This is a genomic window from Streptomyces caniscabiei (assembly GCF_014930365.1).
Lineage (GTDB): Bacteria > Actinomycetota > Actinomycetes > Streptomycetales > Streptomycetaceae > Streptomyces > Streptomyces caniscabiei.
On sequence record NZ_JABXWI010000016.1, the window covers coordinates 1 to 15,847 of the forward strand.

The 15,847-nt window shown below is 73.4% G+C and carries 10 protein-coding genes and 2 pseudogenes; 7 read left to right on the forward strand and 5 right to left on the reverse strand.

Going from position 1 to position 15,847, the window contains the following annotated elements:
* Positions 1 to 149: 149 nt before the first annotated feature.
* The 4 genes and pseudogenes from HW837_RS36135 to HW837_RS36150 form a co-directional block, all read right to left on the reverse strand.
* Positions 150 to 389 carry a hypothetical protein gene (locus tag HW837_RS36135; protein ID WP_193381178.1) on the reverse strand — a complete coding sequence of 80 codons (240 nt, stop codon included), beginning with the start codon at positions 387 to 389 and terminating at the stop codon, positions 150 to 152.
* A gap of 211 nt (positions 390 to 600) precedes the next feature.
* Complete coding sequence (locus tag HW837_RS36140) at positions 601 to 1,260, reverse strand: dihydrofolate reductase family protein (RefSeq protein ID WP_193381179.1); 660 nt, start codon at positions 1,258 to 1,260, stop codon at positions 601 to 603.
* A 238-nt stretch (positions 1,261 to 1,498) separates the two neighbouring features.
* A pseudogene (locus HW837_RS36145) lies at positions 1,499 to 1,762 on the reverse strand (hypothetical protein); the annotation flags it as partial.
* A gap of 130 nt (positions 1,763 to 1,892) precedes the next feature.
* Complete coding sequence (locus HW837_RS36150) at positions 1,893 to 3,698, reverse strand: RICIN domain-containing protein (RefSeq protein WP_256255031.1); 1,806 nt, start codon at positions 3,696 to 3,698, stop codon at positions 1,893 to 1,895.
* Positions 3,699 to 4,144: 446 nt separating this feature from the next.
* On the opposite strand from HW837_RS36150, the gene HW837_RS36155 reads away from it, so the two are divergent.
* The 7 genes and pseudogenes from HW837_RS36155 (at position 4,145) to HW837_RS36185 (ending at position 14,534) form a co-directional block, all read left to right on the forward strand.
* A complete protein-coding gene (locus HW837_RS36155) occupies positions 4,145 to 5,347 on the forward strand; it encodes a cytochrome P450 family protein (RefSeq protein ID WP_193381180.1) in 1,203 nt (400 codons plus the stop codon).
* 166 nt (positions 5,348 to 5,513) lie between these two features.
* Positions 5,514 to 6,080 (forward strand): MSMEG_1061 family FMN-dependent PPOX-type flavoprotein, encoded by a 567-nt coding sequence (locus HW837_RS36160; RefSeq protein WP_193381181.1) that lies wholly within the window; start codon positions 5,514 to 5,516, stop codon positions 6,078 to 6,080.
* Between the two features lie 56 nt (positions 6,081 to 6,136).
* Positions 6,137 to 7,006 (forward strand): ABC transporter ATP-binding protein, encoded by an 870-nt coding sequence (locus HW837_RS36165; protein WP_093789950.1) that lies wholly within the window; start codon positions 6,137 to 6,139, stop codon positions 7,004 to 7,006.
* A complete protein-coding gene (locus HW837_RS36170; RefSeq protein WP_193381182.1) occupies positions 7,003 to 7,980 on the forward strand; it encodes an iron-siderophore ABC transporter substrate-binding protein in 978 nt (325 codons plus the stop codon). Before HW837_RS36165 ends, HW837_RS36170 begins: the two co-directional genes overlap by 4 nt.
* Before the next feature lie 48 nt (positions 7,981 to 8,028).
* A pseudogene (locus HW837_RS36175) lies at positions 8,029 to 10,101 on the forward strand (iron ABC transporter permease); the annotation flags it as partial.
* Between the two features lie 126 nt (positions 10,102 to 10,227).
* On the forward strand, positions 10,228 to 13,632 hold the full coding sequence (locus tag HW837_RS36180) for a hypothetical protein (RefSeq protein WP_193381184.1): 3,405 nt from the start codon (positions 10,228 to 10,230) through the stop codon (positions 13,630 to 13,632).
* Positions 13,629 to 14,534: a GNAT family N-acetyltransferase gene (locus tag HW837_RS36185; protein WP_193381185.1), complete on the forward strand. Its 906-nt coding sequence runs from the start codon at positions 13,629 to 13,631 to the stop codon at positions 14,532 to 14,534. The genes HW837_RS36180 and HW837_RS36185 overlap by 4 nt, the downstream gene beginning before the upstream one ends.
* 7 nt (positions 14,535 to 14,541) lie before the next feature.
* On the opposite strand, the gene HW837_RS36190 is transcribed toward HW837_RS36185, so the two are convergent.
* A complete protein-coding gene (locus HW837_RS36190) occupies positions 14,542 to 15,765 on the reverse strand; it encodes a PP2C family protein-serine/threonine phosphatase (protein ID WP_052683023.1) in 1,224 nt (407 codons plus the stop codon).
* Positions 15,766 to 15,847: the final 82 nt, after the last annotated feature.

A 15,847-nucleotide genomic window follows, 5' to 3' on the forward strand; every position in this document is an offset into this window, starting at 1 on the left:
GCACTTCGGGGTCTGGCCCACCACCATCTCCCGACTTGAACGAGGCCTCAGCCGAGACGACGACCTCGCTCACGCCTACCGCGACTGGATCCAGACCGCTTGACAGCAATAGGAGCTTCAATCGGCCGTCCGTTTCGGTGCGGCAGGGGTCAGCGCGTCTCGGTCTCCTGGTCGCTGGCCCACGCGGCGACTTCGGCGTCCGTCAGGTGCAGTACCCGCGTGGGGTGGACGGGCGCGCCGTGGCCATCCGGCACCAGGGCCACGCCGGTCTCCTCCCCGTCCGCGGCCGCCTCGATGTTGCACGGCGGCAAGCCAGCCACCAACACAACCCCGAGGACTGCCCATGCCAGTTGCTCCTGCGCCTCGGCGAGCGCCACGCCGTCGATCACGGCCCTGGGCGCGAAATGGCGTGCCTGCTGTCCGTAATTCCCGCCGCGTGGGTCCGTGACGTTGCTCCCGCTTCCCGTCTGTCCGATGTGCGACCGAGTGGTCAGGAGACAGAAGCGGTGATCTTGTCACCGCTGCCCAGATGAGGGCACACCGTGTATTCACCGTCCGGAGACAGCCGGTGGGGCCCCGTCCTCGGTCCCTCCCCGCGCCTCACCGCCTGATCCGCAGGTCGGTGTGCCCGACGCCGCGATCGGGAGCGCTCATGTCCCCCGTGCCGGGGGTGCCGTCGGCGAGTCCGTAGCGCAGGTACACGGTGCCCTTGGGGCCGGCCGCCGGTGGTTCGAGGAGTGTGAGGTTCGTCGGCACCTCGCCGCCGTCGAACACCTTCTTCCCTACGCCGAGCACGATCGGGTGCACCCAGAGGTCGAGACGGTCGAAGAGCTTCTCGCGCAGGAGGCTCTGCACCAGGTCCAGGCTCCCGACGACCTTCACGTGCTCGTGCCGGTCACGGATCTCGCGCACCGCGGCGGCCAGATCCGGGCCGAGCTGTGTGGACCCGGCCCATGAGAGGTCGGGTTCTCCGCGGGAGGCCACGTACTTGGGCACTCGGTTGAAGAGGTCGGCGATCGCGCCGTCCTCGCCGCCCTTCTGGTGCGGCCAGTAGGCGGCGAAGATGTCGTACGTCCGCCGGCCGAGCAGGAGTGCGTCCGTGTCCTCGTACGCGGCACCGATCTGTGCCCCCGCCACCTCGTCCAGCAGGGGGGCCTGCCAGCCGCCGAACGGGAAGCCCTCCGGGTCCTCGTCGGGGCCGCCGGGCGCCTGTCCGACGAGGTCGAGGGTCGCGAACAGTTCGATGTGGATGAGGCCCATGGCTTACTCCCGATGAGATGGTCGTCCCGGTCACAAGGTAGCCCTCCGGCAGCGGCAGCACCGTGCTCCGTCGGCAGCCGCGCGGGGTGTCGTCGCCCGCCGATGGTCCAGATGGACGGCCGCACACAGCGGGCGGGGACGGCCCCGTTCGGCCGGCGGACGCGCTCGGCTCCAGGGTCGAACGGCGTGCGGGCCAGCGATGCAGATGCCTTCCGTTGACCCAGACGTCCGCGACCTGGTTGACCCCCGCGAACTGCAGGTAGAGCCGCTTGCCGGCCAGGTCGGAGGGCACGGTGCAGTGGCCGCGGTACCAGCCCGTCCCGCGGTGGTGGTCGTTCCCGCCGTCGGCACCGTCGGCACCGTCGGCCGCGTTCCACGTGTGGGGCGTGTTGACCGCCGTCCAGGCGGAGTCGTCGGTGCCGTGTACGTGGCGGCCGAGGAGGCGGCGCGGGCCTGCGGCGGTCCCGCCGGCGAGGCCAGCAGACCTCCTGCCGTACCGCACAGCAGCTGTCTGCAGTGGCGGGGATCCCGTCGTGCGAGAACTCGCCTCCGCGAAGGGGGAGTTGAAGGGGGATGGAGGGGTTCAAGGGGAGGGGAGGTGCTCCCCGCGGGCGCGGGGAGCGGGTGGGGCCTTACTGGACCAGCTCCCAGTCCTGCGAGCCGTCCGTCGACGCCGCCTGCAGCGTCAGCGGGGCCCCGGCGGACGCGCCGGTCAGGTACAGGCTGGTGTTCTTGACGGACCGCAGCCGGTAGAAGCCGTCAGCGGTCTTGACGAGGGTCCAGCTGCCGGTGCCGCTGTTGTCCACCCACTGGCCGATCCGCTGCCCGGCCGTCGCGTTCCCGGTCCAGACGGCCGCCGCGCGCCCGCCCGCCTTGTTCAGCAGGGTCACGCCGCCGTTGGGTTCGGTGACCACGTGCCAGAACTGGGTGTCCGCGTTCGCCGCCGAGCCGGGGGCCTCCAGGCGCACGTCGGGGACGTCGCCGTTGCCGAGGTTGGCGTCGTTGGTCTTGTTGCCGGTGCCGATCACCTGATCGGTCCTGCGGTTCACCAGCTGGTAGTAGGCGCCGTCGCTGCGGCCGAGGTCGACCTCGGCGAACTTGAGGGTGGAGGTGCCCTGGTTGTTGAGGATCGAGACGCGGCCGGTGCCCTCGACGTACTGGAGGCTGCGGCTGTAGCCGGCCTGGGAGGTGGTCTGGTACTCCTTCCACGTCCCGTCGCTGCGCCCGGTCTCGTTGACCCAGACGTTGCCGCTGCCCGCGGCGTTGTAGAGCAGTCGGCCACCGGGGAGTCGGATGATCACGGGGCTGCCGTTCATCGAGAGCGCGCGCGAACCGGTGTCGACCGGCAGCGAGTTGACACCCGTTCCGGTGGGTGAGCCGGTGTAGAACTTCAGCGGGTCGTCGGCGATCCGGTACCGGGTGTTCGCTCCGCCGCCCCAGTACTCGTAGGTGAGCAGCCACTTGCCGTCCGTGGTGCGGACGACGTTGGTCATGCCGGGCCGGCCGCCGCCGATCTCCGTCTTGCCGCCGCCCATGTCCTGGGTCAGCCCGGCGATGTCGACGACAGGTGCGCTCCAGTTCGCACTGCGGCCGTCCCAGGTCTTGTGCACCAGGATCTGGCCCAGGGAGTCCTTGGCCGTGTCGTTGGCGGGGTCGAGGGTCGGGACGCCCGTGGTGGCGTTGAAGCCCGTGTAGTCGTTCTCGTCGGAGTAGTAGCAGACGAGTTGGCCCTTGTGGACCATCAGGTACGGCTCCCAGAGCGGGTCGACCTGCTTGTCGGTGTTGGCGGCGGCGATGTTCTGGCCCGTGGCGCCCGCGCTGCCGCCCTGCCAGCCGCCGGTCGCGACGATGTTGAGGATGGACCAGGTCGCGCCGTCGTCGGTGCTGGAGTACAGGGCGATCGCCAGGTCCTTGCGGTCACCGTCGTTGGACGGCGTCCAGTTCGGGTCGGCGGCCTTGTGCTCCTTGTAGTAGTGGTCGTCGCCCGAGACGACACTCGCGAGGAGCAGGGTGCCCTGCTTCAGGTCCCCGACGTCCTGGGGGAGGACGTAGAGGTACGGGTTGGTCCAGTTGCTGGTGTACTTCGTGTACCTGGCGTCGCCGGAGAGGTACGCCGGTGCCTTGACCTCCGACAACGGCTGCCAGGACGTGCCGTCGTCGTCGCTCCTGTAGACCGGGAGGGTCTGTCTGTCGGCGCTGCCCGTCGCCGTGACGACCGTGGACTTCTCGAACGCGGCCACCAGTCTCCCGCTCGGCAGCTGCGCCGACTTGGGGTAGACGGCGCAGTTGCCGCGGCCCTTCAGGCACGGCTCGCTGCCGAGCTGGTACAGGGTGCCGCCCGTCGGGTTGTACGCCTGCGCGCCGGAGGCGGGGACGGCCAGCAGCGCGGACGCCGCGGCGAACGTTCCCAGCGCCTTTCTCACAGTGCGTCGTTGCACGGTTCCTCCTTCTGGGGATGCACACGGTGGTGCCGGGGCTCGGCCACGAGGCGAGGGTGGGGCGCCGGTGTCGGCGGGAACGGGGACACGCATGTCTCACGGGTCCGGGGCCGAGGCGACGTAGGACGGACCGGATCGTCGTCGCGACGTCGGTCGGTCCACCGGAGTCGGGCACGTGTGCGTTCCCGGCCCCGGTCGTGCGGGATGCGGACGCGGGGGCGTTGTCAGCCGTTCCTCGTCCTGACTGCGCTGTCATGTCTACGCAGTCACAAGGGGTGCGTCAAGTGGTGCGGAAGATATTGGTGAGGTCTCGCGATCCGCCGTTTGACCTGCCGAACAAACACCGCGCCCGACGGGTTCCGAGCGGCCCGGACGACGGACGGACCGGTCGAACTCCTGCCGTCGCGGCGCCGTTTCCGGGCCGGTCCTCACTAGGGTGGAGACCCATGTCCACCACCACGCCCGAACAGCCGCCCCTCGTCGACCCCGCGGAACTCGTCGCGGACCCCTACGCGGTCTACGCGAGGCTCCGGGAGGCCGGCCCCGTGCACCGGATCACCGGGACGGACGGGCTGCCGGCCTGGCTCGTCACGCAGTACGACGACGTACGCCAGGCCCTCGCCGACCCCCGGCTCTCGCTCGACAAACGCAACGCGACCCCCGGTGGCTACCACGGGCTCGCGCTGCCGCCGGCGCTGGACGCGAACCTGCTGAACATGGACCCGCCGGACCACACCCGCATCCGGCGCCTGGTGTCCCAGGCGTTCACCCCGCGCCGCGTCGCCCGGCTGCGCGACCCCATCAGGCGGACCGCCGACGCACTGCTCGACGCCGTCGCACCGCACGGGCGCGCCGACCTGATCGCCTCGTACGCCGCACCCCTGCCGATCGCCGTGATCTGCGACCTGCTCGGCGTCGCCCCGCACGACCGGCACGACTTCCGTTCCTGGACCGACACCCTGATCGCCCCCGACCCGGCACGACCGGAACGCGCGAAGGAAGCCGTCCGCGACATGCTGGGCTTCTTCACCCGGCTCATCGCGGGCAAGCGCGCCGAGCCGTCGGACGACCTGCTCTCCGCCCTGATCGCGGTGCGCGACGACGAGGACCGGCTGAGCGAGGACGAACTCATGTCCCTCGCCTTCCTGATCCTCTTCGCGGGATACGAGAACACCGTCCACCTCATCGGCAACTCCACCCTGGCCCTGCTCACCCACCCCGGCCAACTGCGCGCGCTGCGCGCCGAACCCGGTCGACTGGGCGACGCGATCGAGGAGTTGGCCCGCTACGACGGTCCGGTGCCGCTGGCCATCCGGCGCTTTCCCGTCGAGGACGTCACCCTCGGCGGGGTGGTCGTGCCGGCCGGTGAGACCGTGCTGCTGTCCCTGGCCGCCGCGCACCGGGACCCGCACCGCTTCGCCGACCCCGACCGGCTCGACGTCGGACGCGACGCGAGCGGGCATCTCGCCCTCGGCCATGGCATCCACTACTGCCTCGGCGCGCCGCTGGCCCGGATGGAGACCGAGATCGCTCTCGCCGCGCTCCTGGACCGGTTCCCCGACCTGGCCCTCGACATCGCGCCGGACGAGGTGCGTTGGCGACCGTCCATGCGGGCCCGTGGCCTGCTCGACCTGCCGGTGCGCTTCTGAGTGCCATCGCGGGCCGTGTCCCTCCCGCCCCGCACCGGACGCCCGCGCGTCTCTCCCGTGCCGGCCTCCTCGACGACCCCGACCCGCCCTGAGGTAAGGCTGCCCTAACTTCGGTTAATGTGCGAGGTGCGTCTATCGGTGCACCTACACACCTTGGGGGTCGGCCTTGCCGCGCACGATCGAGACCGGCGCCGGGCGGAGCGGGGACGGGTGGAGTGAGGAGGGGTGGGTCGGGCTCGAGTCGCGCGAGGCCCTGCGTGAACTGCTGGGCGAGCCCTGGCCCGTGGTGATCGAGAAGGTCCACGACCGGCTCACCGACCAGGACCGGGACATCCTGGCCCGCTCCCCGTTCTGTCTGCTGGCCACCTCCGACGCGCGGGGTGGCTGCGACGTCTCCCCGCGCGGGGACGCGCCGGGCTTCACCCGTGTCGTCGGCCCCGGAGTGATAGCCCTGCCCGACCGGCCGGGCAACCGGCGCGGCGACAGCCTCCACAACATCCTCGACAACCCGCACGCCGGCCTGCTGTATCTGATCCCCGGCTCCAAGGAGGTCCTGCGGATCAACGGCCGGGCGCGGATCCTCACCGACGCCCCGTTCTTCGACGCGATGACGCTGGACGACCGGCGGCCCGTCCTGGCGCTGGTCCTGGAGATCGACGAGATCTGTCTGCACTGCCCGCGGTCCCTGCGCCGCTCCGGTGTGTGGGATCCGCGATCGTGGCTGACCGGCTGAATCCGGCCTTCGGGGCCCTCTGTCGGCCATTAATTAGGTTAGGCTAACCTTTGCTTGTGAGATCAGGTGAGGAAGCAGCCGACACCCCGAGGCTCCGCGGGCACGCACTGTCGGCCACGGGCGTGACCGTGTCGTACGACGGCGTCGACGTCGTGCACGATGTCGCGATCGCCCTCCGGCCCGGCGAGGTGACCGTCCTGGTCGGTCCCAACGGCAGCGGCAAGTCCACGCTCCTGCGGACCGTCGCCCGGCTGCAACGGCCGCGCCGGGCCACGCTCAGGATCGACGCCGACACCGACGGACTCGCCCTGAGCTCCCGTGAGTTCGCGCGACACGTGGCCCTGCTGACCCAGGGGCGGCCCACACCGAGCGGACTGACCGTGCGGGACCTCGTCGAGTTCGGCCGCTACCCCTACCGGGGCCGCTTCGGCCGCAGGGACCCCGACGCCACCGCCGCCGTCGACCGGGCACTCGCCCTGACCGGCGTCTCCGACCTCGCCGAGCGCGGCGCCGACCATCTCTCCGGCGGGCAGTTGCAGCGGGTGTGGCTCGCCGGCTGTCTCGCCCAGGAGACCGGCGTGCTCCTGCTGGACGAGCCCACCACCTATCTCGACCTGCGCTACCAGGTCGAACTCCTCGACCTGATCCGCGACCTGGCGGACGACCACGGGATCGCCGTCGGCGTCGTCCTGCACGACCTCGACCAGGCGGCGGCCGTCGCCGACCGGATCGCCCTGCTCGAAGCGGGCCGGATCGTCGCCGAGGGCCGCCCCGAGGACGTCCTCACACCGGAACGGCTCACCGCCGTCTACGGCATCCGCATCGATGTCGACACCGACCCCCTCACCGGCCGACTGCGCACCCGCCCGATCGGTCGTCACCACACCCGCACCACCCGAAGCGAAAGGCTCCGCTCCACCTCATGAGACGTCTCCTGCTCCCCGCCGTCACCGCCGTCGCGGCACTCGCCCTGGCCGCCTGCGGCACCACCGAGCCCGCCGCCGACAAGACCGCGAAGGCCTCCGAGGCCATCACCCTCACCGACTCCACCGGCAAGAAGGTCGAACTCGACGGCCCGGCCACCAAGGTCGTCGCCACCGAGTGGAACGAGGTCGAGTTCCTCCTCACCCTCGGCGTCGACCCCGTCGGCGTCGCGGACGTCAAGGGGTACAGGACCTGGGACCAGGCGGTCCCGTTGAAGAGCGAGCCCAAGGACATCGGCACGCGCGGCGAGCCCAGCATGGACACCATCGCCTCCCTCGAGCCCGACCTCATCGTGGCCTCCTCCGACCTGGCGCCCGCCGCCGTCAAGCAACTGCGCGAGATCGCCCCCGTGCTGGGGATCCAGTCCGCCGACGCCTCCGACCAGATCGGGCAGATGCTGGACAACCTCGATCTCATCGCCAAGGCGACCGGGACCACCGACAAGGCCGAGACCGCCCGCAAGAGCTTCGAGGCCAAGGTCGCCGAAGGCAAGAAGGCCCTCGCCGACGCCGGTCTCGACGGCACGGACATCGCCTTCGCCGACGGTTACGTCGCCTCCAACCAGGTCTCCCTGCGCCCGTACACCAGCGGTTCGCTGATCGGCGCCGTCAACGAGCGGCTCGGTCTGAAGAACGCCTGGAAGGTGAAGGGCGACGCCGACTACGGACTCGGCACCACCGACGTCGAGGGTCTGACTGGCCTGCCGAAGGACGTCCAGTTCGCCTACATAGGCAACGACGAGGACGAGACCAGCAACCCCTTCGGTAACGAGCTGGCGAAGAACGCCGTATGGAAGTCCCTCGCCTTCGTGAAGTCCGGTGACCTGCACCGACTGCCCGACGGGATCTGGATGTTCGGTGGCCCCGGGTCGATGGAGGCGTACATCGACGCCCTCGTCGAGGCGCTGACGAAGTAACAGGGACCGGGCGGCAGAGAAGCAGCAGAAGAGACGAAGCAGAAGCACGGAGCCATGGCCGTCACCGCGACTTCCCCCGCCACCCGTCCGTCGACAGCGGCGACCCGGACGGGCGCGGCCGCGGTGACGGCCACGCTCGTCCTCCTGGTCGCCGCCCTCGCCGTCGTCGACCTCACCCAGGGCACCGCCGCCGTCGGCCCCGCCGAGGTGCTCAAGGCCCTGACCGGGCGGGCCGACCCGGGCGACGCGTCCGTCGTGATCGCCTCCCGGCTGCCCCGGATGACCGCCGGCATCCTCGTCGGCGTCCTGCTCGGTGTCGCGGGCGCCGTGCTCCAGGCCGTCAGCCGCAACGTCCTCGCCTCGCCCGACACCCTCGCCGTGAACGCCGGGGCCTACCTGGCCCTCGGCATCGTCGGCGTCACCAGCGTCTCGCTGCCCCTGCTCGCCTCCTCCGGCGTCGCCTTCGTGGGCGGACTGCTCGCGGCGGCCGTCGTGCTCTCCCTCTCCGGCGTCGGCACGGGCACCGTACGGCTCGTGCTCGCCGGCACCGCCCTGATGCTGGGCCTGAACTCCCTCACCGAGGGCCTGCTGCTGCTCTTCCCGCAGCAGACCGAGGGCCTCTACCAGTGGAACCAGGGCAGCATCGGCCAGAACGGCTTCGACGGCGTCCTGCAGATGCTCCCGGTCGCCGTGACCGGGCTCACCGGACTGCTGCTGACGGCCCGTCGGATCGACGCGCTCGCTCTCGGCGACGACACCGCGCGCGGCCTCGGTGTCCCCGTCCGTGCGACCCGGGTGACGGTCGTCGTCCTCGCGACCCTGCTGTCCGCGGCGGCCGTCACCCTCGCCGGACCCATCGGCTTCGTCGGCCTGTGCGCACCGGCCCTGGTGCGGCCCCTCGCCCGCCGCTTCCGGGGCTTCGCGCGCACCCGGGGCTCCCTGCCCGTGGCCGGCCTGGTGGGGGCCGGACTGGTCCTCGGGTCGGACGTCCTGCTGCGCGCCCTCGTCCCCTCCGACACGGCGGTCGCCGTCCCCACCGGTGTCGTCACCAGCCTCGTCGGCGCCGTGTTCCTGGTGGTGATGGCGCTGCGGCTGCGGGACACCTCCGGAGCCGAGGCGCCCGACCGGCTGCGCATCCCCAGCCGTACGACGTTCCTGGTCACGCTGGCCGTCCTCGTCGCCGTGACGGCCGGCGTCACCGTCGCCGGCGTCCTGCTCGGCGACACCAAGCTCCTGCTCGGCGATGTCGCGAACTGGGCGCAGGGACGAGCCGGCCGGACCGTGTCGTTCGTGCTCGACACCCGTGTGCCGCGGGTCCTCGCTGCCCTCTGCGCGGGCGCGGCCCTCGCCCTGTCCGGAACGCTGGTGCAGGCCGTGACCCGCAACCCGCTCGCGGAACCGGCGATCCTGGGCGTCTCCGGCGGCGCGGCCCTCGGCGCCGTTCTGCTCGTCACCACCGTGCCCGTCGTCGGCGGCTGGGGCGTCGCGGGCGCCGCGTTCGCGGGCGCCGCCCTCGCCTCGGTGGTCGTCTTCGGGCTCGCCGCCCGGGGCGGCTACCAGCAGAACCGGCTGGTCCTCGTCGGGATCGGCGTGGCCGCCGCCGCGACGGCGCTGATCAGCCTGCTGATCGTGCTCACCGACCCCTTCAACGCCACCAAGGCGCTGACCTGGCTGTCCGGTTCGACGTACGGCCGGACCCTGCCGGACGTGCTGCCCGTCGCGTGCGTGGTGGCGGTGGGACTCGTCGTCGCGGTCGCCCGCCGCACCGAGCTGGACCTCGTCTCCCTGGACGAACACACCCCCCTCCTGCTGGGTCTGCGGGTGTCCCGCGCACGCCTCGGGTTCCTGGTCGTGGCCGTCCTGCTCAGCGCGACCGCCGTCGCCTCCGCCGGCACCATCGGCTTCGTGGGTCTCGTCGCACCGCACGCGGCGCGGGCCCTGGTGGGCCGGCGCCATGTCCGGGTGGTTCCCGTCGCCGTGCTCCTCGGGGCCACGCTCGTCTGCACGGCGGACCTCCTCGGCCGCACGGTGATCGCCCCCGCCCAGCTGGGCGCCGGCCTGATGACCGCGGTGATCGGCACGCCGTACTTCCTCCACCTGCTGATACGGAGCCGACGGTAGCCGGCGGCGAGGCCCGCGAGGCGGGCGCGAGGTGCCGCGCGATCCCCGTCCGCAGCCACGGGCAGGCCCGTCCCGGCCGCGCATAATCGATCGCGGGAGCGGATCGTGCCGGGCACAATCGGCCGCATGCCGACCACCGCGGAGCAACTGCTGTCCGCCCTCGCGCCGTTGCCGTTCCCCGCACGCCTCACCCTGACGGCACGGACCGCCCGCGGGCTCGCGGACGAGGGGACACTCGCCCCGCTCCTGGCCGACCTCGACGGACGTGGCCCCTACGAACGCCGGCTCGCGGCACTGGCCGCCCTCGTCGGACGGGACGCGGAGTTCCTCGCGGCACGGCTGGCCGACCCGGACCCGGTGGTCGCCGGGTACGCGCGGCGCGCCGTGCGCGACCTGCCCGTACCGGACCGGGCCGTGGAGGCGGCCTACGACGACGCGCCCGCCGTGCTGCGGCAGCGGCTCGCCCGTCTGCCGGCTGCCGGAGGGCGCACCGCGCTCGCCGAGCGGATGGTGGCCAGGCTGCGCGCCGAGTGGGGCGACGCCGAGGCCGCCCGGCTGCTGCCGGCCTGCTCCGCCCCTTTCGTGGCACGGGAGTTGCCCGCCCTCGCCCACGCCGTCGACGGCTGGACCCGGCTCGCGTCCCGGCACCCCGACCCGGTGCTCGACCACGCCGAACGGACCCTGGCCGACCGGGCGGGCGGAGAGCAGCGCGACCACTGGTGGCGGCTGCACGCCACCACGGTCGCGGCGCTCGCGCCCCTGCGCCCCGAGCGGGTGCTGACCCTGCTGGAGCGGCACGGCCCCGGTGGCCTGCCGCCCGCGCTGAGCCGCGGACTCGCCCCGCTCGCCACCGCCGACGCCGAACGCGTCATCCGCTGGCTGACCCACCCCGACCGTGAGAGCCGGCACCAACAGCGGGTGCCGCCTCCCGCCGCGCTGCGCGCGCTCGTCCAGGCCGAGCCCGCCTCACTGATCGCGCTGGGCCGGCACTGGCTGAATCGCGGCCCCCGCTTCGCCGCCCTGGTCAGAGCCATGGCCCCCGGCCGACGCCCCGCGTTCGTGGACGCGGTCGGCGGGGGCGCCGCGGACGCCGTCCTCGGACTGCTGCCGCGCGAGCGCCGCTGGGCGGAGGTGCGGCGCTCGGCGGCCGCGTTCGACGGCACGGACCACTGGTGGGAGGAGCTGGACATCCTCGCCCACGGCCCGCTCGACGAGGCACGCCCCGCACTGCTGGCCGCGATCGGCCGGTCCGAAGCCGAGGACCGGGCCGCCGCCTGGCCGCTGTTCGTGGCCTGCGCCGCCCGGGACGGCAGCCGTACGGCGATCACCGAGGTGCTGACGACGGCCGGACGGCGGCTGCGCAACGAGCGGGACCCCGTCCGCGCCGCCGCGCTCGGCGCGCTCGCCGAAACGCACCCGCGCGTCTTCGCCCCGGACGACACCCCGCCGCTCGACGCGATCGCCACCGGCGTCCTGGAGGCACGGGACACGTCGTCGGACACCTTGACGGCACTGCGCACACTGGCGGTACGGCTGCTCGTCGAACACGCCGGGGGCGGTGGGACCGGTGCCGACGGGGGCGTGGGACCCGAGGCCGGTCCACGCGAGTGGGCCCTGCGGGTGCTGGTGCGCATCACCGAGCGGGTCGGGGTGCCCGACCTCGGGCCGCTCCGTCGTCAGCTGCGCAGAGGGCAGGAGCACCAGGTCCTCGACGCCCTGCGCCCCTGGCTCGACGCCGGGGCCGGGCGGGCCGACTTCCGGCTGTTGCTGGGGCTGGCCGCAGCCCTGGGGCCGCGCGCCCGGCGCCTGCCCGAACTCCAGGACCGGCTGGCCACGGCCGTGGCACACGGCGACGACGAGACCGTCGAGGCGGCGGCCCGGCTGTGGCTGGCCGCACCGGCCACCCGCGACGAACGGGTCGCCCGCATCGTCGCCCGCGAACCGTCGGCGGCCGTCCTCCCTCCCGTACGCCAGGTGCTGTCCCGGCGACGCACGGACCTGCTGGACGTCCTGCTGGCAGACACCCCGCCCCACGGCCGCTTCCTGGCGGACGGCGCCCGGCGCCCGCTGCCGGACCTCGGCGACAGCGACCGCTGGCTGCCGCGCCAGCAGCGGGCGGCGGTCCGGCTGGCCGGAGAGGCGATCGCGGACCGTTCGCTGCCGCTCGACGAGCGGGCCGCCCTGATCCTGGCCGCCGCCCCGGTGCCCGAGTTCGGGCGGGCCCTGGCGCTCGCGCACACGGACGCCCCGGACGTGGTCGTCGTCGAGGCCGCCCTCGCCGCCCTGCCCCGGACCGACCGGCCCCACGACGCCCTGCCGGCACTGCTCGACCGGGCCGACGGCGACCGCGCCAGGGTCGCCGTGTACGCGGCGGCCGGCGCCGCCCGCTTCACCGCCCCGACCCGGCTCGCCCACGCCCTGGGCCCGTTGCTCACCGGGGAGCAGCCCGCGAAGGTCACCTCCCGCAAGGAGGCCGTACGGCTCGCCGCCCGCTTCCTGCCGCCCCGGCTCGCGGTGCCCCTGCTGGCGCGCGCCTTCCACGCCCCCGACCGCCACCCGGACGTACGGGCCGCCGTCGTCCGCGCCCTGCCCCCGCTGCTCGACGAGCCGGAGGCCCGGGCCCTGCTCGAGGACGCGGCACGCGACGACGCCGACCCCGTGCACGAAGCCCTGCTGACCGTCACCCCCTGGGAGTTGGCCGAGCCACACCGCCGCGCGTACGCCGCCGTGGTCCTCGCGGGGTACGACAGGTCCCTCGCGCACGCCGACGGTTACCTCGGCCTCTTCGTGCTGAATGCCATGGGAGTGTGGTGCCGTTACTCACCCGAACTCGCCCACCGCATCTCCCGGACCGTCAGCGATCTCGACGACCGGACGAACTGGAGCTACGCCGCGCGGACCCTGAGGGATCTGGCCGTCTCCGGACTACCGCACCCCGTGGGCGGTGCCGCGCCCGGCAGCGTGTTCCACGGCGCGGTGGCCGAGCTGCTGGCGGCGGCGCACACGCCGGAGGGCGGTGGTGAGGCGGAGGAGGGCCGGGACATCCCCGCGGTGCAGAGGCTGCGTCATCTGACGTCGTTCGCCTACATCGCGGGCGTCCGCGCGGAGTTGCTGGAGGCGATCGCCGCGCAGCTCGCGGACGAACCGCTGCTGGCCCCCGAACGTGCCGATCTGCTGGGGCAGTTGGCCGACCGCGCCGTGGAACCGACCGTGCTGCTCGCGCGGCTGTTGGACCTCGCGGCGGCGTTCGAGGGCATCGGGGTGAGCGCCGCGCAACAGACCTCCGACCTGCTGCGGATGTCGTCGGCGCATCGCTCTCCGCAGTGCGCCCGGACCCTGCTGACCGCCGCCGAGGACTTCGCCCGCGACGGCGGCACCGCGACCGGCCTCCTGGCCGTCGGCCTGGTGCGGGGGAGGGGCCTCTCCCTCGGCTGGACCGAGGAGTGGCGCTCACTGCTGCGCCTGCTCCGGCGCCACGCCGACCCCGATGTGCGCCACCAGGCGTACCGGACGACGACACACCACGAATGACGCCCCCGGACGACGGCAGCCGCGCCGACGACGACGATGACGGTGTCGGTGTCGGTGCCGGCTCCTGGCATCTCACCGACGACGTCGACGACTTCCTCGCCCGAGCCGGGGACTTCCTGCGCTCGCGTCCCGCCCCGCACACCGTGCAGTTGACGGTCACCGAGACGCTGCGCGTCTTCGGGGCGGACACCTACGGCGCCGAGGCCCCTGTTCTCGGCCGGCTGGAACGGGCGGGCGAGGTCCGCGCCACCTGCTTCCGCACGCCGCCCCACCAGCTGAACCTCACCCCGCTCACTCCTGAGGAGGCCGACGCCCTCGCCGCCCGGCTGGCCGCCCTCGGCCATCGCCTCCCCGGTGTCAGCGCGGACCTCGACACCGCGTCCGCCTTCGCCCACGCCTGGCACCGGCACACCGGTGCGCTGCCGACACTGTCCGCACGCCGACGTCTGTATCGCCTCGGTGCCCTCACCCCGCCGCGGCCGCTCCCGCCGGGCCGGAGCCGGGTGGCCGGGCCGCGGGACCGTGAGCGACTCGTCCGCTGGTACCACGAGTTCGCCGCCGCCGTCGGACAGGAGCGCTCCGAGGCCGCCCCCGCCCGCTTCGCCGACGGCCGCGTCACCCTCTGGGAGACCTCGGACGGCGAACCCGTCTCCGTGGCGGGCGTGACCCCGGTGATCGCCGGCCAGGTGCGGGTGACGACCGTGTACACACCGGCTCACCTGCGCGGTCGTGGATACGCGGGTGCGGTGACCGCCGAGGCGAGCCGTGCCGCGTCGGCCGCCGGTGCGCGGGAGGTCCTGCTCTTCGCCGACCTGGACAACGCCACGAGCAACGCGCTCTACGTGCGCCTCGGATACGTCCAGGTCGGCGACTTCGCCGTGTACGACTTCTCGCCGACGTGACGCTGAGTCAGGGCAGCCGCGATCGGGTGCCGGGGCCCAGCACGGCCGTCGGAGCCGCCGGAGTCGCCGAGGGCGCCGGGGCCGGCGTGGGCGGCTTGCGGAGGAGGAGCAGGGCCGCGTCGTCGTGGAGGCGGCCGCCCACGTGTTCCAGCAGTTCGTCGTGGAGGCCCGTGAGCGTGTGTGCGGGCTCCTCGGACAGATGGTGGGCCAGCCGCTCCGTGAGCGGATAGAACTCCCGGTGCCGGTCCCGGGCCTCCGTGACCCCGTCGGTGTAGAGCAGCAGTTGGTCACCGTCGGCGAAGGGCAGCGTCTGGAGCGCGGGGGTCTCGCCCGAGAGGGCCCGCAGCCCGAGGGGCGGCGCCGGACGGGCCGGCTCCACGGGCACCACGTCGTCGCCGTGCACCAGCAGCGGCGGCGCGTGCCCGCAGTTGACCAGCTCCAGCCGATCCGGCTCGGGATGCCCGGCGACCACGGCGGTGACGAAGTCGTCGCACCGCAGGTTGCGGGCGAGGCTCCGTTCGATCCGGTCGACGACGGCGAGCAGATCGGGCTCCTCGTACGCCGCCTCGCGGAACACCCCGACCACCAGGGCGGCGACCCCCACCGCGGGCAGCCCCTTGCCGCGCACGTCGCCCACGATCAGCCGCACCCCGTAGGGAGTGGGCACGAGCGCGTACAGATCCCCGCCGATCCGGGCCTCGGCGGCGGCCGCGCTGTAGCGGACGGCCACCTGGAACGGGCCGACGACCGCCGGCACCGGCTGGAGAAGCGCGTGCTGGGCGGCCTCGGCCACCGAGCGGACGGCCGCGAGGACCCGCTCCCGGCGCCCCCGCAACGCGCCGGCCAGGCCGCTCGCCAGGGTGACCGCCGCCAGCGCGGACAGCACGGCCGCCAGCTCACGGCCCGGCGCCCCTTCGCGGACCCCGAGCGTCGTGCCCGCCACCCCGGCGAGCAGCCCGACACAGAGGACGCCCCCCGGCCCGCTGGTGGTGGCGGCCAGCGCCGGCCCGGCGGCGAGCAGCGGCAGCCAGGTCAGCCCGGCCGCCCCGCCGAACAGTCCGACGACCACGACGGCGGAAACGATCAGTACGGGAAGTACGGGCAGTACGGGCGTCCCGGAGGCCAGCTGCCCGGCGATCCGGCTCCGGGCCGCCGTCCCCCGGGCGGCGGGTCGTCTCCTGGACGGCCGGATCGGCCCGTGGTCGCCGCCGAGCTCTCGGGTGTGACTCATGTTTCGCCCGCAGTCCTCACCTGTGCGTGGAGCATGCACTCCGTAATTGTCCGTTTCATCCAGGAAAGGCGATCGGGCTCCG

Excerpts from the sequence above, each read along its gene's own strand:
- HW837_RS36140 (WP_193381179.1), bottom strand. The coding sequence starts at position 1,260 with ATGGGCCTCATCCACATCGAACTGTTCGCGACCCTCGACCTCGTCGGA.
- HW837_RS36155 (WP_193381180.1), top strand. The coding sequence starts at position 4,145 with ATGTCCACCACCACGCCCGAACAGCCGCCCCTCGTCGACCCCGCGGAA.
- HW837_RS36170 (WP_193381182.1), top strand. The coding sequence starts at position 7,003 with ATGAGACGTCTCCTGCTCCCCGCCGTCACCGCCGTCGCGGCACTCGCC.
- HW837_RS36180 (WP_193381184.1), top strand. The coding sequence starts at position 10,228 with ATGCCGACCACCGCGGAGCAACTGCTGTCCGCCCTCGCGCCGTTGCCG.
- HW837_RS36185 (WP_193381185.1), top strand. The coding sequence starts at position 13,629 with ATGACGCCCCCGGACGACGGCAGCCGCGCCGACGACGACGATGACGGT.
- HW837_RS36190 (WP_052683023.1), bottom strand. The coding sequence starts at position 15,765 with ATGAGTCACACCCGAGAGCTCGGCGGCGACCACGGGCCGATCCGGCCG.